Source organism: Streptomyces nidicola (genome assembly GCF_050106155.1).
Lineage (GTDB): Bacteria > Actinomycetota > Actinomycetes > Streptomycetales > Streptomycetaceae > Streptomyces.
The window spans coordinates 1184867-1207527 of sequence record NZ_JBNBPI010000001.1 but is presented as its reverse complement, the minus strand read 5'-3'; the positions used below and the strand labels follow the sequence as shown (position 1 = coordinate 1207527).

General features: G+C 70.4%; 20 protein-coding genes. 17 read left to right on the top strand and 3 right to left on the bottom strand.

Features of this window, described 5'->3' with window-relative positions:
* Positions 1 to 4 precede the first annotated feature (4 nt).
* The 8 genes from ACOKM3_RS05635 to ACOKM3_RS05600 all read left to right on the top strand — a co-directional run bounded on the left by ACOKM3_RS05635 (position 5) and on the right by ACOKM3_RS05600 (position 8502).
* Entirely contained in the window at positions 5 to 883 is an 879-nt protein-coding gene (locus tag ACOKM3_RS05635) for a hypothetical protein (RefSeq protein WP_426897524.1), read from the top strand.
* A gap of 73 nt (positions 884 to 956) precedes the next feature.
* Positions 957 to 1940, top strand: a complete 984-nt coding sequence (locus ACOKM3_RS05630; RefSeq protein ID WP_426897522.1) for an ABC transporter substrate-binding protein — start codon at positions 957 to 959, stop codon at positions 1938 to 1940.
* A gap of 79 nt (positions 1941 to 2019) precedes the next feature.
* Entirely contained in the window at positions 2020 to 2871 is an 852-nt protein-coding gene (locus ACOKM3_RS05625) for an amidohydrolase family protein (protein WP_426897520.1), read from the top strand.
* 75 nt (positions 2872 to 2946) lie between these two features.
* Positions 2947 to 3648: a GntR family transcriptional regulator gene (locus ACOKM3_RS05620; RefSeq protein ID WP_426897518.1), complete on the top strand. Its 702-nt coding sequence runs from the start codon at positions 2947 to 2949 to the stop codon at positions 3646 to 3648.
* Between the two features lie 26 nt (positions 3649 to 3674).
* Positions 3675 to 5252 (top strand): carboxylesterase/lipase family protein, encoded by a 1578-nt coding sequence (locus ACOKM3_RS05615; RefSeq protein ID WP_426897516.1) that lies wholly within the window; start codon positions 3675 to 3677, stop codon positions 5250 to 5252.
* A 30-nt stretch (positions 5253 to 5282) separates the two neighbouring features.
* Complete coding sequence (locus ACOKM3_RS05610; RefSeq protein ID WP_426897514.1) at positions 5283 to 6317, top strand: ABC transporter substrate-binding protein; 1035 nt, start codon at positions 5283 to 5285, stop codon at positions 6315 to 6317.
* 32 nt (positions 6318 to 6349) lie between these two features.
* Positions 6350 to 7204 (top strand): ABC transporter permease, encoded by an 855-nt coding sequence (locus ACOKM3_RS05605; RefSeq protein WP_426897512.1) that lies wholly within the window; start codon positions 6350 to 6352, stop codon positions 7202 to 7204.
* Between the two features lie 86 nt (positions 7205 to 7290).
* A complete protein-coding gene (locus tag ACOKM3_RS05600; protein ID WP_426897510.1) occupies positions 7291 to 8502 on the top strand; it encodes a lactonase family protein in 1212 nt (403 codons plus the stop codon).
* 17 nt (positions 8503 to 8519) lie between these two features.
* Here the strand turns inward: ACOKM3_RS05600 and ACOKM3_RS05595 are convergent, their stop codons facing one another.
* Complete coding sequence (locus tag ACOKM3_RS05595) at positions 8520 to 9260, bottom strand: IclR family transcriptional regulator (protein WP_426897508.1); 741 nt, start codon at positions 9258 to 9260, stop codon at positions 8520 to 8522.
* A gap of 80 nt (positions 9261 to 9340) precedes the next feature.
* Here ACOKM3_RS05595 and ACOKM3_RS05590 point away from each other — a divergent pair, with 80 nt between their 5' ends.
* The 9 genes from ACOKM3_RS05590 (at position 9341) to ACOKM3_RS05550 (ending at position 20284) form a co-directional block, all read left to right on the top strand.
* On the top strand, positions 9341 to 11254 hold the full coding sequence (locus tag ACOKM3_RS05590) for an FAD-dependent monooxygenase (RefSeq protein WP_426897506.1): 1914 nt from the start codon (positions 9341 to 9343) through the stop codon (positions 11252 to 11254).
* Positions 11255 to 11383: 129 nt separating this feature from the next.
* Positions 11384 to 11992, top strand: coding sequence for a TetR/AcrR family transcriptional regulator (locus ACOKM3_RS05585; RefSeq protein WP_426897504.1), 609 nt, complete (start codon positions 11384 to 11386; stop codon positions 11990 to 11992).
* 304 nt (positions 11993 to 12296) lie between these two features.
* Positions 12297 to 13271: a phosphotriesterase family protein gene (locus tag ACOKM3_RS05580; RefSeq protein ID WP_426897503.1), complete on the top strand. Its 975-nt coding sequence runs from the start codon at positions 12297 to 12299 to the stop codon at positions 13269 to 13271.
* A 53-nt stretch (positions 13272 to 13324) separates the two neighbouring features.
* Positions 13325 to 14281, top strand: coding sequence for a phosphotriesterase family protein (locus ACOKM3_RS05575; RefSeq protein ID WP_426897501.1), 957 nt, complete (start codon positions 13325 to 13327; stop codon positions 14279 to 14281).
* 13 nt (positions 14282 to 14294) lie between these two features.
* Positions 14295 to 15437, top strand: coding sequence for an FAD-dependent oxidoreductase (locus ACOKM3_RS05570; protein ID WP_426897499.1), 1143 nt, complete (start codon positions 14295 to 14297; stop codon positions 15435 to 15437).
* Positions 15438 to 15442: 5 nt separating this feature from the next.
* Complete coding sequence (locus ACOKM3_RS05565) at positions 15443 to 16366, top strand: alpha/beta hydrolase (protein WP_426897498.1); 924 nt, start codon at positions 15443 to 15445, stop codon at positions 16364 to 16366.
* 4 nt (positions 16367 to 16370) lie between these two features.
* The gene (locus ACOKM3_RS05560; protein WP_426897496.1) at positions 16371 to 17309 is read left to right on the top strand and encodes an MBL fold metallo-hydrolase; all 939 of its coding nucleotides are present in this window, start codon (positions 16371 to 16373) and stop codon (positions 17307 to 17309) included.
* A 31-nt stretch (positions 17310 to 17340) separates the two neighbouring features.
* Positions 17341 to 19074: a CocE/NonD family hydrolase gene (locus ACOKM3_RS05555; protein WP_426897494.1), complete on the top strand. Its 1734-nt coding sequence runs from the start codon at positions 17341 to 17343 to the stop codon at positions 19072 to 19074.
* Positions 19075 to 19162: 88 nt separating this feature from the next.
* Positions 19163 to 20284 carry an acyltransferase family protein gene (locus ACOKM3_RS05550; protein ID WP_426897492.1) on the top strand — a complete coding sequence of 374 codons (1122 nt, stop codon included), beginning with the start codon at positions 19163 to 19165 and terminating at the stop codon, positions 20282 to 20284.
* 3 nt (positions 20285 to 20287) lie between these two features.
* Here the strand turns inward: ACOKM3_RS05550 and ACOKM3_RS05545 are convergent, their stop codons facing one another.
* Together ACOKM3_RS05545 and ACOKM3_RS05540 are read right to left on the bottom strand one after the other, a co-directional pair.
* Positions 20288 to 21946: a carboxylesterase/lipase family protein gene (locus ACOKM3_RS05545; RefSeq protein WP_426897490.1), complete on the bottom strand. Its 1659-nt coding sequence runs from the start codon at positions 21944 to 21946 to the stop codon at positions 20288 to 20290.
* A gap of 222 nt (positions 21947 to 22168) precedes the next feature.
* Positions 22169 to 22573 (bottom strand): cupin domain-containing protein, encoded by a 405-nt coding sequence (locus tag ACOKM3_RS05540; RefSeq protein WP_426897488.1) that lies wholly within the window; start codon positions 22571 to 22573, stop codon positions 22169 to 22171.
* Positions 22574 to 22661 lie beyond the last annotated feature (88 nt).

Below are 22661 nucleotides of genomic sequence, written 5' to 3'. Positions count from 1 at the left end.
AGACATGAAGTTGGTGCTCGGCCGCGACGATCTCGCGGCAGCCGCGGAGGCGGCGATCCGCGAGAGCGGAACCGAACCGGAGCGGCTCGACATCAGCCCGGTGCACAAGGCGTCCCGCGGCTTCGTGAACGAGTCGAACGCGGACCTGTGCGAGGTGGCCATCGCGACCGTCCTCCAGGCCGTCGACCGGGGCAGGCCGGTACTTCTCCTTCCGGTCACCACGCTCGGACGCCACCAACACCAGACCCTGGTGACCCTCGGCAAGCTGTCGGTCGCCGACGTCGAGGGGCACAGCGTCGGAGTCCGCTCCTGGAGCCAGACCACCGGCGTGTGGATGCGCGGCTTCCTCAGCGAGCAGTACGGCATCGACCTGCGCAAGGCCGACTGGACGACGTACGAGGGCAGCCACGTCGACGGCGCCGACGACCCCTCGTGGGTGCAGCGGGCGCCGGAGGGCGCCAAACTCCAGGCGGACTTCCTGGAGGGCCGGCTCGACTTCGGGATCATGGGGAACGGGCTCCCGGACGACGACCGCATCCGTACGGCCGTCGACAACGCCCGCGAGACCGCCGAACAGTGGTCCAAGGACCAAGGGTTCATCCCGGTCAACCACGTCGTCGGTGTGTCCGAGCAGGCAGCCGCGGAGCACTCCGCCGCCGTCCTCGCCGCGTACGACGCGATGAAGTCCGTGCTCACCGCCGACGCCGAGCCGGGCCCCGTGCCGCTGCACCCCGTCGGCTTCGAGGCGCTGCGCGGCGCGTTCACCAAGGCCGCCTCCTACGCCTACGAGCAGGGCGTGATCGAGCGGGCGGTCGACTACGACGAGATCGTCGAGCGGTCCTGCGCGGCGCTCAAGGTGACACCGGACCGCCTCGGCGGCTGAGCCCGCACACGTACAGCAGCCACCACCACAAGACGTACAGAAGCAGTCGTACAGAAGCAGGAGATAGCTGAGCATGGACAAGCTCACGATGGTTCTCGGGGAGTACCCGCACGGGCAGGCGCTGCTCGACGGTGACGTCGAGATCGACGGTTACGCGGTCGACCCGGTGGAGGTCAAGCCGGTCATCGGCGCCTACCGGCGGATGATCCGGGACCTGGAGTTCGACGTGTGCGAACTGGCCCCGGTCTCCTACCTGATGGCCCGCCAGGAGGGCATCGCGCTGACCGCGGTACCGGTCTTCCTCAACCGGCGCTTCCACCACGGCGACGTGCAGTGCGCCGCGAACTCCGGCATCCGCGTGCCGCGCGACCTGGAGGGGCGCCGGATCGGTGTGCGCGCCTACTCGGTCAGCACCGGTGTGTGGGTGCGCGGTGTGCTGCGCGACGAGTACGGCGTGGACATCGACAAGATCACGTGGGTGGTCGACGACGACGACCACATCGAGGGCCGGGTCCCAGCCAACGTCGAGCGCGTCACCGACGGCCGCTCGCTGGGGGACCTGCTGCGCGCCGGGGAGATCGACGCCGCGCTCACCGGAAATGCCGGGACCGGGCGGGCCGGTGCGCCGCGGGCCGGCTGGACCGCGTCGGCCGAACCGGAGCCGGGGGCCGACGACAGCCCCTACCCGCTCTTCCCCGAGGCCGGCACGCTCGCCGTGGACCACTACCTGCGCAAGGGTGTCTACCCGCTGCACTCGCTGATCTCCGTGCGTACCGAGCTCGTGGAGCGCGACCCCGACCTGCCGACGAAGCTGTACGCGGCGTTCGCCGAGAGCAAGCGCCGCCACCTCGCCGAGCACCCCGACTGGGCGGCCGTGCCCCGCCTCGCCCGCCAGGGCCGCGCGATCGCCGCCGACCCCGTCCCGTACGGCATCGGGGCCAACGAGCCCAGCCTGAACGCGATGGTGCGGTTCGCGAAGGACCAGGGGCTGCTCGACCAGGACTTCCCCGCCGACCTGCGCTCGCTGTTCGCCGCGGGCGACTACCCGGACGCCTGATCCCGGGCGTAGGGCCTCTACAGCACACCCCGAAGAACCGGTCCCCGCCGCACAACCCGCAGACCAAGGGAGCACCTTCATGCACATCGTCGACGCGCACTGTCACATCATCTCCGAGGACGAGACCGCCTATCCCCGTGCCCCGCTCGGGGGCAAGCAGTCGACGTGGGCCGCGACCCGCCCGGTCACCGCCGAGGGCATGATCAGCCGCATGGACGACACGGGCATCGACCAGGCCGTCCTGGTGCAGGCCACCACGAACTACGGCTACGACAACTCCTACGTGCTCGACAGCTGCCGGCGCTGGCCTGAGCGCTTCGTCGCCGTCGGCACCGTCGACCCGCTGCGCCCGGACGCGGCCGCCTCCCTCAAGTCCGCGGTCGGCGAGGGCGGGCTGTCCGGGGTCCGGCTCTTCACCAGCGGCAGCACGGTGCCCACGCAGGGGGAGTGGTTCGCCGCCCCGGAGACGTACCCTTTCTGGGAGCAGGCTGGCGAGCTCGGTGTGCCGGTGTGTCTCCAGATGCGCCTGGGCCCCGCCACCAAGCAGCTGGTGGAACTCCTGGAGCGGTTCCCCGGTGTCACCGTGCTCCTCGACCACATCGGCTACCCCGACATCGCCGCCTCGCCCGCGCAGGCCGGCGCCGAGGTAGCGGAGCTCGGCGTGCACCCTGGGCTGCACCTCAAGCTGACCCACCGCAACCTGGAGCGGCTGCAGGACGCGGGGGAGCGGGCCGGTGACTTCCTCGCCCCGGTCGTCGAGGCCTTCGGCGCCGAGCGGATCGCCTGGGGCTCGAACTGCCCGGCGGCCGAGCAGTCCCTGCCCGAGCTCCTCGTCCTCGCCGAGGGCGTTCTCGCGGGCCTGTCGGAGCAGGACCGGCAGCAGATCTTCGCGGGCACGTCCCGGCGTCTGTACGCGGGCCTGGGTGGATAGGGAGCTGGGCTGACATGCCGTCGGTTACTGTTCCCGCCTCGGTCCTCATCTCCACGGAACGTAAAGGCGGTCAAGGTGAACAGCTCGGGCAGCGAGAGCATCGGTGCGGAATCCGGGGCGAAAGCGTCGGGCACGCGCTACAGCCACGCGTACGAGGGACTGCGTTCCTTGTTGCTGTCGGGCAGCATCCCGCCCGACACGCGGCTGACCGAGGCGGACCTCACGCGGATGTTCGACGTGTCGCGGAGCACGATGCGGACGGCTCTCGCGCGGCTGACGCAGGAGGGCTACATCACCGGCGAGGTCAACCGGGGGGTGCGGACCAGGAGCTTCTCCGTCGACGAGGCGGCGGACATCCTGGAGGCGCGGGAGATCCTGGAGGCCGCGCTGGCCGCGAAGGCGGCGGAGCGGGCCACGGAAGAGGAGATCGAGGAGCTGCGCCGCATCCTTCAGGACATGGAGGAGGCGCAGTCCCGGGGCGACCAGGACACCTACTCGCGTGGCAACCGGCGTTTCCACCAGCAGATGAAGGACTCCGCACACCAGCAGACCCTGGCCCGCGCCTACGACACGCTGCTGTACCCGCTGGTGATGCGGCAGTACCGCAATCTGTCCGCTCCGCACCCCAGGACCGGGTCGCTGGAGGAGCACCAGGCGATCTTCCTGGCCGTCGTCACCCGCAATCCCGATGCCGCGCACGCCGCGATGCGCCACCACGTCGGCTCCGCCCGCAGGGCGCTGCTGCTCGACAAGTCCCCGGAGTCGCCCGCCAGTTGACGGGCGGCCGGGGCGGAAAGGAACGAATGCACCGCCCCATCGCGGACACCGAGGCCGGCCCTGTCCAGGGCATCCTCTGCCGGGACCGCACCGTCAGCGTCTTCCGAGGCATCCCCTACGCCGCCCCGCCCGTCGGCCCCCTGCGCTGGCGCCCGCCGGAGCCACCGCACCGCTGGGAGGGCGTCCGGCTCGCCGACCGGTTCGGTCCCATGTGCCCGCAGGCTCCCACCGAGGCGGCGGCGACCGGCGTCGACGTGCCCATGAGCGAGGACTGCCTGAGCCTGAACATCTGGACGGGCGCGGCCTCCTTCGACGAACGCAGACCGGTGCTCGTCTGGATCTACGGGGGCGGCTTCCGCGAGGGCACCGGGGCACACCCTCGCTACGACGGCGAGAACCTGGCCCGCCGGGGAACCGTCGTCGTCACCTTCAACTACCGCCTCGGCGCCCTCGGATTCCTCGCCGCCCCCGAGCTGAGCGAGGAGTCCGAACACGGCTCCTCCGGCAACTACGGACTGCTCGACTGTGTCGCCGCCCTGCGCTGGGTGCGCGACAACATCGAGCACTTCGGCGGCGACCCCGGCCGTGTCACCATCGCGGGCCAGTCCGCGGGCGCGGGCCTCGTCAACTTCCTGGCCATGTCCCCGCTCGCCCAGGGCCTGTTCCACCGGGCGATCGCCCAGAGCCACGCCCGCTACTCCCGCGATCCCGAACTGCGCTACCTCTCCACCTCGTACCGCCTCCCGGCCGACGCCGAGAGCGCGGGCACCCGGTACATACGCGAGCACGGTGCACGCACCATCCGTGAACTGCGCGCCATGAACTGGCACAAGCTGATCGACGGCAACCACCCCGTCGACCCCGGCGTCGACACCGGCGGAGCCGCGGCACCCCCGCTGCTCCGCCCGGTCCTCGACGGGTGGGTGATCCCGACCGGCTACGACGAGACGTACACCAAGGGCCTCCAGAACGACGTCGACTACCTCACCGGGAACAACCTCGACGAGAGCGGCGCCGTGCCCGGGACACTCGTCGCCGCGCTGCGCTCCGGCCGGCGTACGATCCGGCCCGGATCGCCTCCGGTCCATGTGACGCTGGAGCAGCACCAGGGCGCCGCCCACCGCAAGTTCGGCCCGCTCGCCGAGGAGTTCCTGCGGCTGTACCCGGCCGCCACGGACGACGAGGCGGCGCACGCGAGCAGCATGGCCGCGCGCGACAACTCCCGCCTGTCCACCCACCTGTGGGGCGAGGACTGGACCCGGCACACCACCGGCCGCCTGCACACCTACTTCTGGACCCACCGCAGCGGCGTGCGCGGCGCCTCGCACGGCTCCGAGATCGACTACGTCTTCGGCAACCCCGAGGGCGGCACCGGGGCGTGGGCCGACGAGGACCACGAGATCGCGCGGACCCTCTGCGCGTACTGGACCAACTTCATCGCCACCGGCGACCCCAACGGCGACGGCCTGCCCCACTGGCCCGCCTTCCGGCCGGACACCGACTCCGTCATGGAGCTCGGCGCGCACTTCCGGCCCCTCCCCGTCGCGGACCCGGAGCACACGGACTTCTGGCTCCGCTTCTTCCGCACCCAACAAGCTTGGTGAACAAAAAGCTTGGTGAACAAAGGAGTTCCCATGCGACATCGCACCACTTCACGGATACTCGCGCCGGCCTGCGCCGCGCTGCTCGGCGTCACCCTGCTGACCGGCTGTGGTGACCAGGGCGCGGTCGAGGTCGGCGCCGACGGCACGACGACCCTCTCGGTCGGTGTGAGCGGCAACATCTTCGACCTGTCCATCCGCGTCGCGGACGAGAACGGCTACTTCGCCCGGCACGACATCAAGGTCAAGTACGTGACGCTGAACGCCTCGACGGGCCCCGCCGCCCTGCAGTCGGGATCCGTACACGTGCTCAACTCCAGCCCCACCGGGTTCCTGGCCGCCCTCTCCAAGAAGCTCCCCATGGAGTCCGTCGCCACCAACGGCGGTGGCAACCCGCTCGGCGTGGTCGTCAGTACCGAGTTCGCGAAAAAGCACCACCTCACCGCGGACACCTCCGCCGCCAAGGTGGCCAAGGCCCTGGCCCACTCCACGGCCGGCGTCAGCTCCGCCAACACTCAGGGCGAGGCCGGCATCTACCTCAAGGCCCACGGCGTGAACCCGGACCAGCTCAAGTGGGTCACGCTGCCGAACCCGGCCGCCGACAAGGCCGCGCTCGCCAAGGGGGAGGTCGACTGGTTCATCACCTCGGAACCGATCCCGCTGCAGGTGCAGAACGAGGGCGACGGCGTCGTGGTGGCCGACCCGCTCAAGGTGCCCCAGTGGTCCTACGACGACGCCGGATACGGCCAGGCCGTCACGGTGAAGAAGAGCTTCGCCGAGGACAACCCCAAGGTCCTCAAGGGCTTCGCCACCGCCGTCCAGCAGGCGACCGCCTACCTCAGCACGCACGAGTCCGACGACAAGGCCGTGCTCGCCGCAGCGCGCAAGACACTGCCGGGCCTGCCCGACGACGTGCTGAGCGCCTCCGTCGCGCAGGTCGACTGGCCGAAGAGCGCCAAGCAGAACGCGGCCGGGTGGAAGAAGACCCAGGCCTTCGTCAAGTCGATCGACCCGGAATCCGACACGGACGTCGGCAGCGACGACTGGACCAACACCTACCTGCCGTGACAGCGGCCGACCCCGACCGAAAGGAGCAGACCATGGCAACCGTCACCGAGAAATCCGTGGCCGAAACCGCCGTACCACCGGCCAAGAAGTCCGCCGCCCGCTGGGGCGGCACCGGCACCGTCATCGTGCTGCGCGTCCTGGTGATCGTGGCCGCGCTCGCCCTGTGGCAGTTGATGAGCGGCCCCGTCGTGCCCGAGTACGCGGTCAGCAAGCCCACCGCCGTGGCGCAGTCGCTCGCCGACATGCTCGGCTCGGCGTCCGGCTGGACCGACATCAAGGTGACCACCGTCGAAGTGCTCGCCGGCTTCGGGCTCGGCGTCGCCATCGGCACCGTGATGGGCCTGGTCCTCGGCTCGTTCCCGCTCCTGGGACGCGTGCTCGAACCCCTCGTCGCGGCCATCAACGGCATCCCGAAGATCGCCCTCGCGCCGCTGTTCCTGCTGTTCTTCGGCATCGGCTCCTGGTCGAAGATCACCATCGCCATGACCGGTGTCGCCTTCGTCGTCTTCTACAACATCTATCTCGGCCTGCGGATGCGGGAACGCGAACTCGTCGAGGTGGTCCAGGTGATGGGCGGACAACGCCACCATGTCCTCGGCTACGTGACGATCCCGACGCTCGCCGCCCCGTTCTTCGCCGCGCTCAAGACCGGCGGACCACTGGCGATCCTCGGTGTCATCGGCGGCGAGTTCATCGCCTCCACCGAGGGCGTGGGCCACGAGCTGTTCACCGCGGCCCAGAACCTCGACGCGGCCGCCGAGTTCGCCGGCCTGATCGTCCTCGTCGTGCTGACCCTGCTGCTCAACGGAGTACTGACCGCCCTCGACACCTACGCCCTCAAGACCCTCGGTCTCGCGGCCCGCCGCAGGCCCAGCACGAAGGCCTGAGAGCGCGCGCCACGCATACCGGTCAAGGGCATCCCTTCACCGGACCGGACGAAGACATCCCTTCACGGGAAAGGGCACACCTTGCGATGAAGGACTCTCCACACGTCCGGCCGGCGGAGGTGCACGGCGGTGCCGAGTCGTCCCGCTCACCCTCGCGCAGGGCGCTCCTGTCCGCTGCCGCCGCCGCTACAGCGGCACCGCTGCTGTCGGCGGTGGACGCCGACGCCACCACTCGGCAACCGAACGACCTGCTCTACGTGGGTACTTGGGGGCAAGGCCAGGTGTACGCGGTGTGGTTCGACCCCGGCCGCGGAACGATGACACCCATCGGCCCTGTGGCGGAGGTCGCCTCCAACTGGGTCGTGACACACCCCAACCGCCCGGTCCTGTACGTCGCCGGAAGCGAGCAGGGTGGCCTCATCCGCACTTTCCACATCGACGGCACCACCGGGGCCCTCCGCCTCGTCGGCACACTCACGACGGAGCCCGCCCCGACGGGCAGCGGCGGCCTGTCGTACATCGGCGCGACCTCCGACGCGGACACGCCGCTGGTCGCCGACTTCGCCGACGGCTCGGCGTCGACCGTGCCGATCCGCGCTGCCGGCGGGCTCGGCACGGTCGCCTCCCGGATCCAGGACTCGGGTTCCGGCCCCAACGAGCGACAGCAGGGCCCGCACGTGCACCACATCGTCATCGACCCCGACCACCGATTCGCGCTGGTCGCGGACTTCGGTGCGGACCGGGTGTTCGTCCACGCCTACGACCGGGACTCCCGCGGACTGTCCGCCGGCTTCCACTCGTTCTCGACCGCGCCAGGTTCGGGCCCGCGCCGCCTGGCCTTCCATCCGGCCGGGCGGACGGTCTACCTGCTCAACGAGCTGACCGCGGACATCCAGGTCCTGGGCTGGGAAGCGGTGCACGGCACCCTGTCACCACGCCAGACCCTGTCGACGAACGCGCCGGATCACACGGGTGCCACGAGCGCCGCCGAACTGTCGATCAGCCAAGACGGCCGCCACGTGTACGTCTCCAACCGGGGCGGGAACGCCGTCGTCGTGTACGCGACAGACCCGGTGACGCACCTGCTCACCGAGGTGCAGCGTGTTCCCTGCGCGGGTGTCACACCATGGAGCATGTCCCTGCACCCGGGCGGGCGCTGGCTGTTCGTCGCGAACAAGGGGAGTGGCACGGTGAACCTGTTCCGGGTCGACCGGAGCTCGGGGCACCTGACGAACACCGGTAGGTCGGTGGCCGTGCCGGCGGCGGACTGCGTCGCGGTGCGCGCCGCACGGATGTGACTGAGGACGCTGCGGCTTCAGTCCGCGGCGATGCGTGCCGCCGCGGTCTTGAGCGCGCTCGACAAGGCGGGCAGGAGTGCGCGCGACCAGCGGGCCGACGGCATGGACAGGGAGATCGCGGCGGGTGGGTGGCCGGCCGGGCCGGTGGGCAGGGCGACGCCGAGCGCCGTGAGGCCGGTCTCGGTGGCCTCCTGGTTGAGGGCGTGGCCCTCACGCCGGGCGCGTTGGATGGCGCGTCGGTGGACGCCGCGCTGGTCCGGGGCGAGGCCGCAGCGGTCCAGGACTTCCTCCACGGCGGCGTCGTCGTACCGGGCGAGCAGCGCACGGCCGCCGGATGCGGCGTAGGCGGGCAGGATGCGCCCGGTGCGGTCGCCGACGCGGAGCACCTGGTCGGCCTCCTCGGTGGCCAGGAAGCGGACCCCGGTGCCCTCTTCGTCCAGCAGCAGAAGGTTGGCGGTCTCGTGCCAGTGGTCGCGCAGCGCACGCAGCTCCGGGCCTGCGGCCTCGCGCAGCCGGGCCACGGGTGCCCGGGAGGGGGCCCGGCCCATCTGCGGTCCTGCGTCGTAGCGGCGGTCGGGCAGCTGCACGGCGAAGTCGCGGTGCACGAGCGTGGCGAGCAGCCGGTGTGCGGTCGACACGGACACCCCCACGCGTTGCGCGGCGTCGGTGACCCGCATCGGCCCCTCCTGGCGCAGCACGATCGCCAGCAGCAGGGCGGAGTCGACGGAGGCGACGGCGTAGGCAGGTTTGTTCCGCATGGCAGAAAAGTCTATCCCTCATCGTGGGACGTGCGGAGAATCGTGGCGTCACCCGCCTTGTCTGCCCAGGAGTTCGCATCGTGCAGTTTCATCTCGACGGATACCGACCCGGCGACCCTTCGGTGCAGGAGGCGCATCCCGCCGCCCGGGCCCCGGAGGCCGGCCTGCCCGAGACCGCCGATGTGCTGATCGTCGGCTGCGGCCCGGCCGGTCTCGTCCTGGCGGCGCAGCTGGCCGCCTTCCCCGGGATCCGGACGGTGGTGGTGGATCGCAAGGACGGGCCGCTGCAGGTGGGACAGGCCGACGGGGTCGCCTGCCGCACCGTGGAGATGTTCGAGGCCTTCGGGCTGGCCGAGCGGCTGAAGCAGGAGGCCTATCAGGTCAACGAGGTGTCCTTCTGGCGGCCTGTCTCCGCCGATGGCCCCGGCCGCTCCGGGATCGTGCGCACCGCGCGGATCCAGGACGTCGAGGACGGCATCTCCGAGATGCCGCACCTGATCGTCAACCAGGCCCGGCTGCTGGACTTCCTGCGCGAGCACATGGCCGGTTCGGCCGCCCGCATCGCCCCGCACTACGGGCTGCGGGCGAGCGCGGTGGAGATCGCCGGCGGGGAGGCCGGGGAGGAGTACCCGGTCGCCGTGACCCTGGAGCACCAGGGCGGCACGTCCGTGGTGCGTGCCAAGTACGTGGTGGGCTGCGACGGTGCGCGCAGCGCGGTGCGCACCGCGATCGGCCGCCGGCTCGAGGGCGACGCGCTGAACCAGACCTGGGGCGTCCTGGATGTCCTGGTGGACACGGACTTCCCCGACATCCGGCTGAAGTCCGTGGTCCAGTCCGAGGCCGGCGCGCTCCTGATCATTCCGCGCGAGGGCGGCTACCTGGTACGGCTCTACATCGAACTCGACGCGGAGCGGTACGGGGATCTGCTGCGGGAGCGGGCCGTCACCCCCGCGGTCCTGGCCGCCGCCGCGAACCGGATCCTGAGCCCCTACCGGGTCGAGGTGAAGGACGTCGGCTGGTGGGCGGTGTACGAGGTCGGCCAGCGGCTGTGCGCGAAGTTCGACGACGTACCGGACGAGGAGATGCCCGACCGGCTGCCCCGTGTCTTCATCGCGGGCGACGCCTGCCACACCCACAGCGCCAAGGCCGGGCAGGGCATGAACGTGTCGATGGCCGACGCCTTCAACCTAGGCTGGAAACTCGCCACTGTGCTCACCGGCACGGCCGCCCCCGAGCTGCTGCACACCTACTCCGCCGAGCGGCAGCGGGTCGCCCAGGACCTCATCGACTTCGACCGCGACTTCGCCTCCAAAATGGCTGCGGGCTCGCGCACCCCCACGGCCGCATCGCAGGCCGACGAGGAGCAGTTCGCCGACTACTTCCGCGCCCAGGGCCGCTACACCGCCGGACTTTCCGTCCGCTACGAGCCCTCGATGATCACGGGCACCGGCGAGCACCAGGACCTCGCGAAGGGCTTCCCGATCGGGATGCGGTTCCACTCCGCGCCGGTGGTGCGACTCGCCGACGCCCGGCCCGTACAGCTGGGGCACGCGGCCCGGGCCGACGGCGCCTGGCGGCTCTACCTCTTCGCCGACCGGGAGGGACTCCAGGCCGCCGACGGCCCGTTCCGTCGACTCTGCGACCATCTCGCCTCCGCGGCCTCCCCGTTGGCCCGCTTCACCCCCGCAGGCGCCGAACCGGACGCGGTCCTCGACGTCCGCGCGATCCTGCAGCAGCCGCACCGCACCCTTGAGCCGACCGCGCTGCCCGCGGTGCTGCGCCCCCGCAAGGGCCGCTTCGCCCTGGTGGACCACGAGAAGGCCTTCTGCCCGGACCCACAGCACACGGACATCTTCGACCTGCGCGGAATCGACCGGGACCGCGGCTGCATGGTGCTGGTCCGCCCCGACCAGTACGTCGCCCACGTCCTCCCGCTGGACGCCACCGCGCAGCTGTCCGACTTCCTCCAGGGTGTCCTGCGCGAAGCCGACTGAGGTCGACACGTCGACCCGCTCCACCGGCCCGCGGGCTGCGCTTTACAGAAAGGCAGGCCTGCGTGCGGGGTGTTCGCTCGCGGGCCGGTGCGTACGGTCGGCGTGCGGCGGCACGTTAGGATCCCCGGCATGGCGAACCTTCGACAAGCGCAGAAGCAGATGACGCGTCGGCTGCTGCTCGAGTCGGGTCTTGAGCTGTTCACCACCAAGGGATACGCCGCCACCAAGGTCGACGAGATCGCGACCGCCGCGGGCACCACCCGGGTGACCTTCTACGCCTACTTCCCGTCCCGCAGCGATCTCATGAAGGCGCTCATCGACGAGCGGCTCAACGAGGCGCTCCAGCGTGTCCGCTCGCCCGACCACGGCTCCACGGCCCAGGACTTGGTCGCCACCGTGGCCGACGGGTCGCCGCAGACGATCGCCGCGTGGCTGCGGCGCACCGCCGACAGCTGGCCGGAGATCCGGCCGATCATCCGGGTGGGCAGGGACGCCGCGGCCGTGGACCCGGAACTGCGCGACCTGGTGGAGCGCTGGATGGAAGAGGCCATCAGTGACATCGAGGACGGGCTCACCGCGGCCGGGCGCTTCGCGCCCCACCAGCGCCGCTTCCGGGGCGTCCTGGCGATGGCCGAGCTGGACTACGTCGCCCAGCACTGGGGCGATGCCGACTGGAAGCTCACCCGCGAGCAGCTGCTCGACGAGCTGAGCGCCAGCTGGGTCCGGCTGCTGAACTGACCGCGGCGGGGGCCCTTCGGCTCACCCACCTCGCACCAAGGCTCCTTCGAGGCCCTCGACGGCCTCGAAGGAGCCTTTTGTGGTTTACGCGACGGCCCACGCCCGACCGGTAATTGCCCACGTCAAGCCGTATCTGCCCACGTCAGTGCGGCACCGCTGTGCTCACACGCCGCACTCCGACGCAACGCTGCGGCCAATGTTTTTTCGTGGTGTTCGTTTCATTGACGCCATGTAAAGCGAATGGCTAGCGTGACCGCAGTCACCGGGTGCGCCGCCGCACCCGCACCGGACACGTGAGGCAGGCATGAGCGTGAACAGCACCACCGTGAACACCGTCCTGGGCCCGGTGCCGGCCGATGAGCTGGGCGTCGTCTCGGTCCACGAGGCACTGCTCTCGGTGTTCCCGGGCGCCGAGCACGCCTTCGACATCACCATCGACCGCGCCGAGATCTTCGAGACACTCGCCGCCAAGCTGCGCGACTTCCGCGCCCACGGCGGCGGCACGATCGTCGACAGCACCGGCATGTTCCACGGCCGCGACGTCCGGCTCTACGAAGCCCTGTCCCGCGCCACCGGAGTGCACATCGTCGCCTCCACCGGCCAGGGGCCCGAGGAGCTGCTCGGTGGCTACTTCCTCACCCCGCAGACCAACCCGCCGACCCCCTGGCCGGCCGAGAAGTTCGCTGACCTCTTCGCCCGGGAGATCACCGAAGGCATGGTGGTCCCGCGCGTGGAGCGCCGCGGCCCCGCCGGACTGATCACCACCGCCGTGACCCGGGCGGGCGTGACCGCCACCGACGAGAGCCTGCTGCGCGGCGCCGCCCGCGCCGCCCTCGCCACCGGCACGGCCGTCTCGTTCCGTCACGGTGTGGACGCAGTAAGGGAGTTGGAGACCGTCCTGGACGAGAAGCTGCCGGCCGACCGCGTGGCCGTCGGCGGCCTGGACCGCAAGGACGCGGTCGCTGCCGGCGCACCCGAGAAGGTCGCCGCGCGTGGTGCCCGCGTCGTCCTCGACCGCATCGGCACGGAAGGCGGCGAGTACCTCACCGACGCCGAGCGTGCGGATCTCATCGCCGACCTCGTGCGTGCCGGACACACCGACCGGATCCTGCTCTCCGTCGGCGCGGCCGGGGTGGCCAAGGGGCACCCCGCGAACGACCTGGCGTACAGCCACGTGCTGACCGCATTCGTGCCGCTGCTGGCGGAGCACGGCGTCGCCGAAGGCGACGTGCTGCGCATCCTCGAGGCCAACCCGCGCGACCTGCTCGCCATGCGCTGAACACCCGGTCCGCCCTCCCCAACCGTCAAAAAACCCTTCCGAAGGTGAGTGTTGTGTCGCGAGTGAACACCGTCCTGGGGCCGATCCCCGCCGAGGAGCTGGGCTTCGTGGCGATCCACGAGCACATCGGCTACGGCATGCCGGGATCCGAACTGGACACGCAATGGTGGAAGGCGCCCGAGCGGCGCTACGAGGAGACCGTCCCGAAGCTGCGCCGCTTCCACGAGCTGGGCGGCGGCACCTTCGTCGACGCCACCGGCATCTGCAACGGCCGCGACGTCGACCACTACAAGTCGCTGTCGGCGAAGACCGGCGTCCACATCGTCGCCTGCACCGGCTTCGTCGGCGGCGACACCGCGCTGCCGCACTTCGCCCGCGCCGACGTCGACTACCTGACACGGCAGTTCGTCCACGAGATCACCGTCGGCATCGGCGACACCGGCAGCCGCGCCGGTGTCATCAAGGTGGGGGTGAGCCGGGGCGGCCGCATGACCGATCTGGACAAGCGCATCTACCGCGCCGCCGCCCGCGCCGCGCTCGCCACCGGTGTACCGATCCTCACCCACCTCGCGATCGACGCCGAGAACGCCGTCGCGATCTTCAACGAGGAGCAACTACCCATGGACCGCGTGCTGTTCGGGCACGTCGACGACGGGGTGAACGCCGACAAGACGCGCGACGTATGGATCGCCGAGCAGGGCGGCCGCATCGGCTTCGACACCTTCGGCTACGAGACCGAACTGCCCGACCCGCCGTTCTGGGCCCGCCCCCGCAAGGAGCGCCTGGACCACTTCCTGCGGTTCATCGACGGCGGCCGCCGCACCGGCCGGGTCCTTGCCTCCGCCGACGCCAACTGCTCCCCGCTGGGCTGGCCCGGCGTCAAGGGCCACACCGTCAACTACCTCTTCGACGACCTGATCCCGGACCTGCGCGCCGCCGGCCTCGACGAGGCCGCCATCCGGACGATCTTCGTCGACAACCCCGCCGACTTCCTGACCATCCAGAAGTGAGAGAGCCACCTCCATGCAGTCCCTGGACTTGAAAGACCTGAAGATCGCGATCGTCGGCGCGGGCTACGGGGGCGCCGCCGCGGCCAAGGCCCTCAGCCTGCTCGGCGCGGACGTCACCGTCTACGAGCAGGCCGGCCGGATCCGGGAGGTCGGCGCCGGCATCGGCCTGCGCCCCGCCACCATGAACCGGTTCCGCCAGTGGGGGATCCACGACGCGATCGCCCAAGTCAGCTCTCCCAGCGCGTACTTCGAGATCCTCACCCCCACCGGCGCCCCGATCCTGAAGGAGTCGTGGCCGGCCGACGGCGAGCAGACCCGTACACACCTGATCCACCGCGGCGACTTCATCGAGGCACTGCTCGGCGCGCTGCCCGAGGGCATGGTGCGCCTCGGCCACCGCCTGGAGGGCGTCGAGGACAAGGGCGACGGCGCCGTCCTGACGTTCGCGGACGGCACGACCGCCGAGGCGGACCTGGTCATCGGCGCCGACGGCATCAAGTCCGTCGTGCGGCAACAGCTGTTCAGCGACCAGGCCCCGGTGTTCTCCGGCGAGCACGCCTACCGCGCCGTCATCTCCGTGGCCGACGCCCACGGCATGGTCACCGACGACAACCTGCGCATGTACATCGGCCGCGGCACCAAGGTCTACCTGCTGCCGCTGCGCCACCGCGACCAGGTGTCCTTCGACATCACCGCGCTGCACCCGGACGGCACGTGGACGCCGCAGGTCACCAAGGAGGACATGCTGCGCACGGTCGAGGGATTCGACGAGCGCCTGGTGGACATCACGCGCGGCCTCGACATGGGCACCGTGAACATCCGCGCCGTCTACGACATCGACCCGATCGACACCTGGCACTCGGACTCCGTCGTCCTCATCGGCGACGCCGCGCACTCGATGCTGCACCACCAGGGCCAGGGCGCCAACTCGGCCATCGAGGACGCCGGAGCGCTCGCCGACGCCCTGAGCAGGGCGGGCCACCTGAAGGAGGGACTGGCCGAGTACCAGGCCATCCGCAAGCCCGTCACCGACAAGCTGCAGGCCGTTTCGCGGCAGGGCTGGACCGAGGACGAGATCGACGAGGTCTTCCCCGGCCAGACACCCGAGACCACCGAGACCCCCGACATCCCCGCGTCCGCCGCGACCAAGGAGTAGGAACCATGCCGCTGGACCCCGAGATCGCGAAGTTCCTCGCGACCCTCCCGCCCCCGCCCGAGGGCCCGCTCGACCCGGTCGCGATGCGCGCCGAAGAGGAGGCACACGTCCCCCCTGTGGAGGAACGCCTGCCGCTGCACGCAGTGGAGGACCTGACCGCACACACCACTACCGGCGATGTTCTGGTGCGCGTCTACACACCCACCAGCGCGGACCGCCACGGCCTGATCGTCTACTTCCACGGCGGCGCGTTCTTTCTCGGCAGCCTGGAGACCCACGACCACCTCGCGCGTCAACTCGCGAAGGAGACCGGCCTGAAGGTCGTCTCCGTGGACTTCCGCCGGGCACCCGAAGCCGCCTTCCCGGCCGGCCTCGACGACTGCTACGCCGTGACCCGATGGGCCGCAGAGCAGGGCGAGTCGCTGGGCTGGGACGGCACGACCCTCGCCGTCGCCGGCGACAGCTCCGGCGGCACCTTCGCCACCGCCGTCGCGGCCCGCGCGCACGACGACGGCTTCGACCGGATCACCCACCAGGTCCTCTACTACCCGTCCCTGGACCTGGACTTCGACGAGAACCGGTACGCCTCGCTCAGGGTGAACGCCGTCGGCTACGGCCTGGAGACCGCCGGACTCAAGCCGTTCAACGCCTTCTACCTCGACAGCGGCGCCGACCCGGCCGACCCGCTGGTCTCCCCGGCCAAGCGCAGGGACCTGAGCGGACTGCCGCCGGCCCTGGTCGTCACCGCCGAGTTCGACCCCATGCGCGACGAGGGCGAGTTGTATGGCAAGCGACTGGGCGAGAACGGTGTGGCGGCGACGGTGACCCGGTACGAGGGCGCAGGACACGGATTCGTCCAGCACTTCTCCTGGATCCCCGAGTACCACCGCGTCTTCGCCGAGACCCGCGACTTCCTCGCCGGGCGCTGAGCCCATGACCCACGAGATCCCCGTCCACCCACTGGTCTCGCCCTGGGGCCGGTTCGGTCTTTACAGCTTCTACGTCGACGCACCCGAACCGGCGATCGTCGACACCGGTATCGCCACCTCACCCGCCGAGGGCATGGCCCCCGCGCTGGAGGCCATCGGGCGCCGCATCGAGGACGTGCGCTGGATCCTGCTGACACACGGTCACATCGACCACGTCGGCGGAGCGCACACCCTGTGGGAACTGACCGGCCGCCGGGCCCAGGTGGTGATCCACGAGGCCGACGCACCGATGCTGCGCTCCCGGCAGGCGCACGTTGAGGAGTACCGGGCCGGACGCGGCCGCTACCTCCGCGACCCCGACGGCGAGGCCAAGGTCGCGGCGGCCACGAACGCCGTCATCTCCGGGGAGTTGGAACCCACGCTGCTCGTCAAGGGCGGCGAGACACTCTCCCTCGGCGGCGACGTCACCGTCTCGGTGCACGCGATCCCCGGTCACACCCCCGGATCGGTCGCCTACGCCGTCGAGGGACAGCGCTCGGTCTTCGCCGGTGACGCCGTACAGGTGCACGGCGCCGCCAACGGCTTCCCCGGCTACACCGACCCGCCCGCCTACCGCGCCGGCCTCACACACCTGCGCGACGAGGTCCGCCCGCGCCACCTCTACCTCGGACATCCCTACCGCCGCGCCGACGGCACACCGTACGGCGTCCACCTCGACGAGACGCAGGCCCGCGAGGCCATCGACCAGAGCCTCGCCGCCGAGTACCGCGTCGCCGAGGCCGCCTGCCGATGCCTGGAGGCGGGCCTCACGGAGACGGACTCCCCCTACTCGCCGTTCGCCGCGGCCGCTGAGGAACTCGGCTACACCGGCGACCCCACGCTCGAACCGTCACCGTTCTTCACCTCGATGCACGGCTACCGCACGCGCGACGAGAACGCGTAACACAGCCGCGCACTACAGGAGTTCCGCAGACATGAGCAACCAACACACCATCCAGGCGGGCGAGCAGTCCATCGCCGTCCGCAAGGACCTCCGGGTGCCGATGCGCGACGGTGTCACGCTGGCCGCCGACACCTACAGCCGCGCGGACGACACACCGCGTCCCGCCCTCGTCGCCCTGAGCCCCTACGGCAAGGAACTCCAGGCCCTGGCCCTCACCACACCCCCGCAGCGCCGACCCAGCCCGATGTGGGACGGCTGCGTCGAGGCCGGTGACATCGCGCGCGTCGTCAAGGAGGGCTACGTCCACGTCATCGGCGACCTGCGCGGCTCCGGAGCCTCCGAGGGCGCACACATCGGCAACTACAACGCCGGCGGCGTCCCCCTCGGCCAGGACGCGTACGACTTCATCGAGTGGGTCGCGGCGCAGCCGTGGTGCGACGGCAACGTCGGCATGATCGGCATCTCGTACTTCGGCTCGATGCAGGTCCTCGCGGCGGCCGAACGCCCGCCGAGCCTCAAGGCCATCTTCGTCAGTGGCGGCCACTACGACTTCTACGAGACGACGTACCACGGCGGCATCATGTGGCTCATGCCGCGCGCCGCCCGCGAGGGCCGGGGCGGCGACTCCGGCTGGGCGTTCACCGACGGCGTCAAGTCCCGCATGCTGGAGACCTGTTCGCCCGAGGAGATCAAGAAGCGGGTCGCCGAACGGCTGAAGGACCCGGACGTCGCCGCCTGGCCCAACCTGGTCCATGTCCTCAACTACCCGAAGAACCACGAGGCCTGGTTCGACATCGTCATGAACGAGGTCGACGGAGACTGGTACGAGGAGCGCAACCCGATCACGCTCGCGCCGAACATCGACATCCCGGTGTGGCTCCAGATCGACCAGGGCCGCGGCTGGACGATGGACGGCACCATCGAGCTGTTCCAGGCGCTGAAGGGTCCGAAGAAGCTCGACATCGGCCCGTACCCGCCGATGCAGTCGCGCCCCTTCGTCGAGGAGCACGACAAGATGTTCCGCTGGTACGAGTACTGGCTCAAGGGCATCGACAACGGGGTCATGGACGAGCCCGCCGTCACCGTCCACGTCGAGGGCTCCCGCGAGACCGTCACCGGCACGCAGTGGCCCCCGAAGGAGGTCGAGCACCGCCCGCTGTACCTCCGCCCGCGCCGCAAACTGTCCTACGAGCCCGAGCCGATGGGCGCCGAACACGCCGCCCCCGACGGCTTCTACCAGGCGCCGCTGACGGTCACCGACAAGGTGGAGATCCTCAGCTGGAGCACGGCCCCTTTCACCGAACCCACCGAGCTGATCGGCCAGGGCGCGGCACACTTGTTCGCCGAGATCGACCAGCCCGACACCAACTTCATCCTGCGCATGTGGGACGCAGCACCGGGCGGCAGGCGCCAACTCATCACCACCGCGTACCTCAAGGCGTCGCACCGCGAACTCGACGAGGAACGCACCACCGAGGGCGACCCACACCACCCGCACACCCGCACAGTGCCTGTCGAGCCGGGGAGGATCGAGGAGTACGTGCTCCGGATCTACCCCTTCGCGGCGACGTTCCTGCCGGGACACACGCTGGTCGTGGAGCTCTCCAACGACGAACCGTTGGCCGACGAGCACAACGCGCTCCTGCCGCCGGACGCCTTCCACCTCCCTGTGGGCCGCCCCGTCACCCACAAGATCTACCGGGACGCTGCACACCCCTCCCGTCTGGTGCTGCCGTTCGCCAGGGATGCGGTGGCGCCACGGTAGAGGGACGGGCTCGAGCCCGCCGTGGGCAGCCCTGTCCGGCTGTCGATCTCACAGTTTTCTCAGGGGCGGGTACTAACGTCCTTGGGCGATGACAACACTTGGCCCCAAGCACGCACCTTTGCCCGCCGCCTGTGAGTCACGCGGAACGTGGACACCGCACAGACCGGACGGGCGAGAGGCAGGCACGGGGAAACGGCCACCCCGGCAGCGTGACCCCTTCCTGGACAACGCGAAGTACCTCACGATCGTGCTCGTCGCGCTGGGACACGCGTGGTCGCCGCTGGCAAGCGGCAGCCGCGCGGTGAGCGCGCTGTACATGGTCGTCTACGCCTTCCACATGCCGGCGTTCATCATCGTCTCCGGATACCTCTCCCGCAGTTACGAGGGCACGCCGCGCCAGCTGAAGCGGCTGGTCACAGGCGTGGCACTGCCCTACGTGATCTTCCAGACGCTCTACACCGTCTTCATGCGGATCATCGACAACCCCGACCGCGCGTTCCACTACCAGCAGCCGGCCTTCGCATTGTGGTTCCTCGTCGCGCTCTTCGTGTGGCGCTTGTCGACGCCGCTGTGGAAGGGGATCCGGTGGCCTCTCCCGGTGGCGCTGGTCATCGCCGCGGCGGCCAGTGTGACTCCCAGCATCGGCGCCGATCTCGACCTGATGCGCATCGCCCAGTTCCTGCCGTTCTTCGTGCTCGGCCTGAAGCTGCGCCCGGACCACTTCCAGCTGCTTCGCAGCCGGGCGGCGCGGCCTCTCGCGGCCGCCGTCGGCGTGGCCACGGTGTGCTTCGCGTACTGGGCCGTGCCGAAGATGTCCAACGCCTGGCTGCTGCACGACAAGGCTGCGCAGCAGCTGGGCGTGCCCGCGTGGACCGGGGTGATGATGACCTTCGCCCTCTTCGGATGCTCCATGGTCCTCACCGCGTGCTTCCTGGCGTGGGTGCCCAGGCACCGCACCTGGTTCACGGCGTTGGGCGCCGGCACCCTCTACGCGTATCTGCTGCACGTCTACCCCGTCCGGTTCGCCCGCGTCAGCGACTGGTACGACGCGGGCTGGGTGGACACACCTCTCGGACGCCTTGCCATCACGGTGCTCGCCGCCGCGATGATGACGCTGCTGTGCACGACGCTGGTCAGGAAGTGCTTCCGGTTCCTGGTCGAGCCGAAGGTGCGCTGGATCTTTCCCGCTTCTCACCCGGGAGCAGGCTGACGGTCAGGGCGCGGGGCTCACCGCGTCCCAGAGTGCGCAGTGGTGCTCCTTGTCGATCTGCGCGTGCGTCACCCGCCGTGCGCTGGGTGCCTGGAACTGGAGCATGCTGCCCTGAGAGCTGTACGCGGGCCAGGCCGGCGCCGACTTCACGGCGGGGTCGCCGTCCTCGGTGAAGCTGCCCCAGTAGCTGATCATCTGGTTGGAGAGGGCCACCTGATCCGTGCTGAACGGCAGGGCGGTGCCGAGGTAGTCCCACAGATAGCCGAGGTCGTTGACGTGGGTGGCACCGAACGGATAGTCGGTGCCGAGGCGCCAGATGGAGGTGAACGGCGGGCCGTCCTTCTCCGCGAACTCATAGGCGTACGAGCGGGTGTCCGCGGCGAGCCGCTCGCGCTGCGTCTGGTCGCGGCAGGCCCGCTGATCGCTCTGGATCGCGCCCCACGCCACCGTCGGCGACCAGTAGTCGTCGACCGGATAGGCGGCCTCGATCCGGTCCGCGCCGTCGGGGTAGGTGTCCTCGACGAGGCCGGCGACCTGTGCGGCGGTGAGTGGGTTGCCGCGGTAGTCGTACTGACTGTAGACGCTCTGCTGGGACTCGTCGGAGGTGCCGCCGACCACGACCGGCAGCTTGGTGAGATTCCCCGCCTTCAGCAGGGCCAGCGGGTCCTCGGGCAGCACGGACGTGCCGTACACCGACGAACTCTGCGCGACCTTCTGCTGGGCGGCCAGGATCTCGGCCGGACTCTTGCCGCGCAGGCACGCCAACTGATCCTTGGTGGCTGGGCAGTTGAGCGCGGCCGAGAAGCCGTCGCCGCTCTTCGCGGCCTCCTGCGTCGACCGGGTGGGGGAGGTGCAGCCGCCGCTCTGCAGGATCGCCCGGTCGAACAGGCCGCGGGCGCCGGGAGCGGCGAGTTGTGTGCACGTGTTGCGGGCGCCCGCGGACTGGCCGGCGAGCGTGACGTTGTCCGGATTCCCGCCGAAGGAACCGATGTTGTGCTGCACCCAGCGCAGCGCCGCCTGCTGGTCGAGGAGACCGAAGTTGCCGGCAGCGCCGTCCTTGTTGTCCTTGGCCAGCGCGTCGCTGTAGAGCCAACCCATGGCGCCGAGGCGGTAGTTGATGGTGACGTACACGACGTCCTGGCGGGTGACGAACTTGTCGGGGTTGGTGTCCCGGCCCGCGCCGCCGGTGTTGCCGCCGCCGTGATTCCACACGAAGACCGGGAGGTTCTTCTTGGCGGAGCGGGAGGGCCGGTACACGTTCAGGTAGAGGCAGTCCTCGTTGAGGGTGGGCTTGTCGTACCCGGGATCCCAGCCGGAGCCCTGGGTGCAGGAGCCGCCGAACGCGGTGGCGTCGCGCACCCCGTTCCACTTGGCGGCGGGCTGCGGCGCCTTCCAGCGCAGGCCACCGGTCGGCGGCTTCGCGTAGGGGATGCCTTTGTACGAGGTGACCAGCGCGTCCGCCTGGCCGCGCACCTTGCCGTGGTCGGTGGCGACGACCGGGTGCTTGCCGCGATAGCCGCTCGCCTGATCGTCCCCTGAGGGCGAACTCCCGCTCTGTGCCGTCGCGGTGAGGGCGCCGGCCGCGGCGAGCGCGGCCGACACCGCCGCCACCACCATCGTCCGGACTCTGCCGTGTGTGCTGTGTCTGCCGTCTGTGGCCATGGCGCCGGGTGCCTCCTCCTGAGAGCTCCTGCGTGCGGAGAGTCTCGGCCGACCGGCGGCGAAAGGACAAGAAGCGTGCATGGACGGGCGGGTGGGGCTCCTGGGTTCGTGCCGGTCTCGCACGGCTGCCGTGCGCCGGGGCCCGTCGACGAGCGGGGACGATGCGGCCGGGAGCACGCCAAACGTCCGGGCGCGCAGTCATTGCTTGCGCACCCCGCGGGGTCACCCCATCTGGTCCTCGGCCGTCAGGTGTTCCACCGTCCTGCCGGTCTCGGTGAACGTCCGGGTCACGTGCCCGGAGGAGTACACCCACAGAATACGCAGCGGCACCTCGCCGACATTGCGGAACAGATGCGGGATCGGGGAGGGGACGTACGTCGTGTCGTACTGCTCCAGCTTCGTCACCTCGCCGTCGACCACGACCTCCGCCTCGCCTTCGAGGATCGTGACGTGCTCGTCGCAGTTGTGCGAGTGCAGCGGGGCGCCGGAGCCGACCGGATAGACACTCATCCCGCTGGTGATCTTGTTCTCGCCCGCCGCGGACGGCGTGGTGATCAGCGGAGTCGTCACGACGGCGCCGCCGCGGTCCAGCAGCGGGACGTCCGACACCTTGATGATCGTGGTCATCCGGGGAGTCCTTTCGACGGTGTGATGTCGCCCGAGGCTAGGTGAGCCTCCGTGCTCACGGATGCCGTCCAGCGTGCAGCTTTACCTT

Bases quoted from the DNA above. Each gene is read 5' to 3' on its own strand.
- ACOKM3_RS05635 (WP_426897524.1), top strand. From the start codon at position 5: ATGAAGTTGGTGCTCGGCCGCGACGATCTCGCGGCAGCCGCGGAGGCG.
- ACOKM3_RS05630 (WP_426897522.1), top strand. From the start codon at position 957: ATGGACAAGCTCACGATGGTTCTCGGGGAGTACCCGCACGGGCAGGCG.
- ACOKM3_RS05625 (WP_426897520.1), top strand. From the start codon at position 2,020: ATGCACATCGTCGACGCGCACTGTCACATCATCTCCGAGGACGAGACC.
- ACOKM3_RS05615 (WP_426897516.1), top strand. From the start codon at position 3,675: ATGCACCGCCCCATCGCGGACACCGAGGCCGGCCCTGTCCAGGGCATC.
- ACOKM3_RS05610 (WP_426897514.1), top strand. From the start codon at position 5,283: ATGCGACATCGCACCACTTCACGGATACTCGCGCCGGCCTGCGCCGCG.
- ACOKM3_RS05605 (WP_426897512.1), top strand. From the start codon at position 6,350: ATGGCAACCGTCACCGAGAAATCCGTGGCCGAAACCGCCGTACCACCG.
- ACOKM3_RS05600 (WP_426897510.1), top strand. From the start codon at position 7,291: ATGAAGGACTCTCCACACGTCCGGCCGGCGGAGGTGCACGGCGGTGCC.
- ACOKM3_RS05595 (WP_426897508.1), bottom strand. From the start codon at position 9,260: ATGCGGAACAAACCTGCCTACGCCGTCGCCTCCGTCGACTCCGCCCTG.
- ACOKM3_RS05585 (WP_426897504.1), top strand. From the start codon at position 11,384: ATGGCGAACCTTCGACAAGCGCAGAAGCAGATGACGCGTCGGCTGCTG.
- ACOKM3_RS05580 (WP_426897503.1), top strand. From the start codon at position 12,297: ATGAGCGTGAACAGCACCACCGTGAACACCGTCCTGGGCCCGGTGCCG.
- ACOKM3_RS05570 (WP_426897499.1), top strand. From the start codon at position 14,295: ATGCAGTCCCTGGACTTGAAAGACCTGAAGATCGCGATCGTCGGCGCG.
- ACOKM3_RS05565 (WP_426897498.1), top strand. From the start codon at position 15,443: ATGCCGCTGGACCCCGAGATCGCGAAGTTCCTCGCGACCCTCCCGCCC.
- ACOKM3_RS05560 (WP_426897496.1), top strand. From the start codon at position 16,371: ATGACCCACGAGATCCCCGTCCACCCACTGGTCTCGCCCTGGGGCCGG.
- ACOKM3_RS05555 (WP_426897494.1), top strand. From the start codon at position 17,341: ATGAGCAACCAACACACCATCCAGGCGGGCGAGCAGTCCATCGCCGTC.
- ACOKM3_RS05550 (WP_426897492.1), top strand. From the start codon at position 19,163: ATGACAACACTTGGCCCCAAGCACGCACCTTTGCCCGCCGCCTGTGAG.
- ACOKM3_RS05545 (WP_426897490.1), bottom strand. From the start codon at position 21,946: ATGGCCACAGACGGCAGACACAGCACACACGGCAGAGTCCGGACGATG.
- ACOKM3_RS05540 (WP_426897488.1), bottom strand. From the start codon at position 22,573: ATGACCACGATCATCAAGGTGTCGGACGTCCCGCTGCTGGACCGCGGC.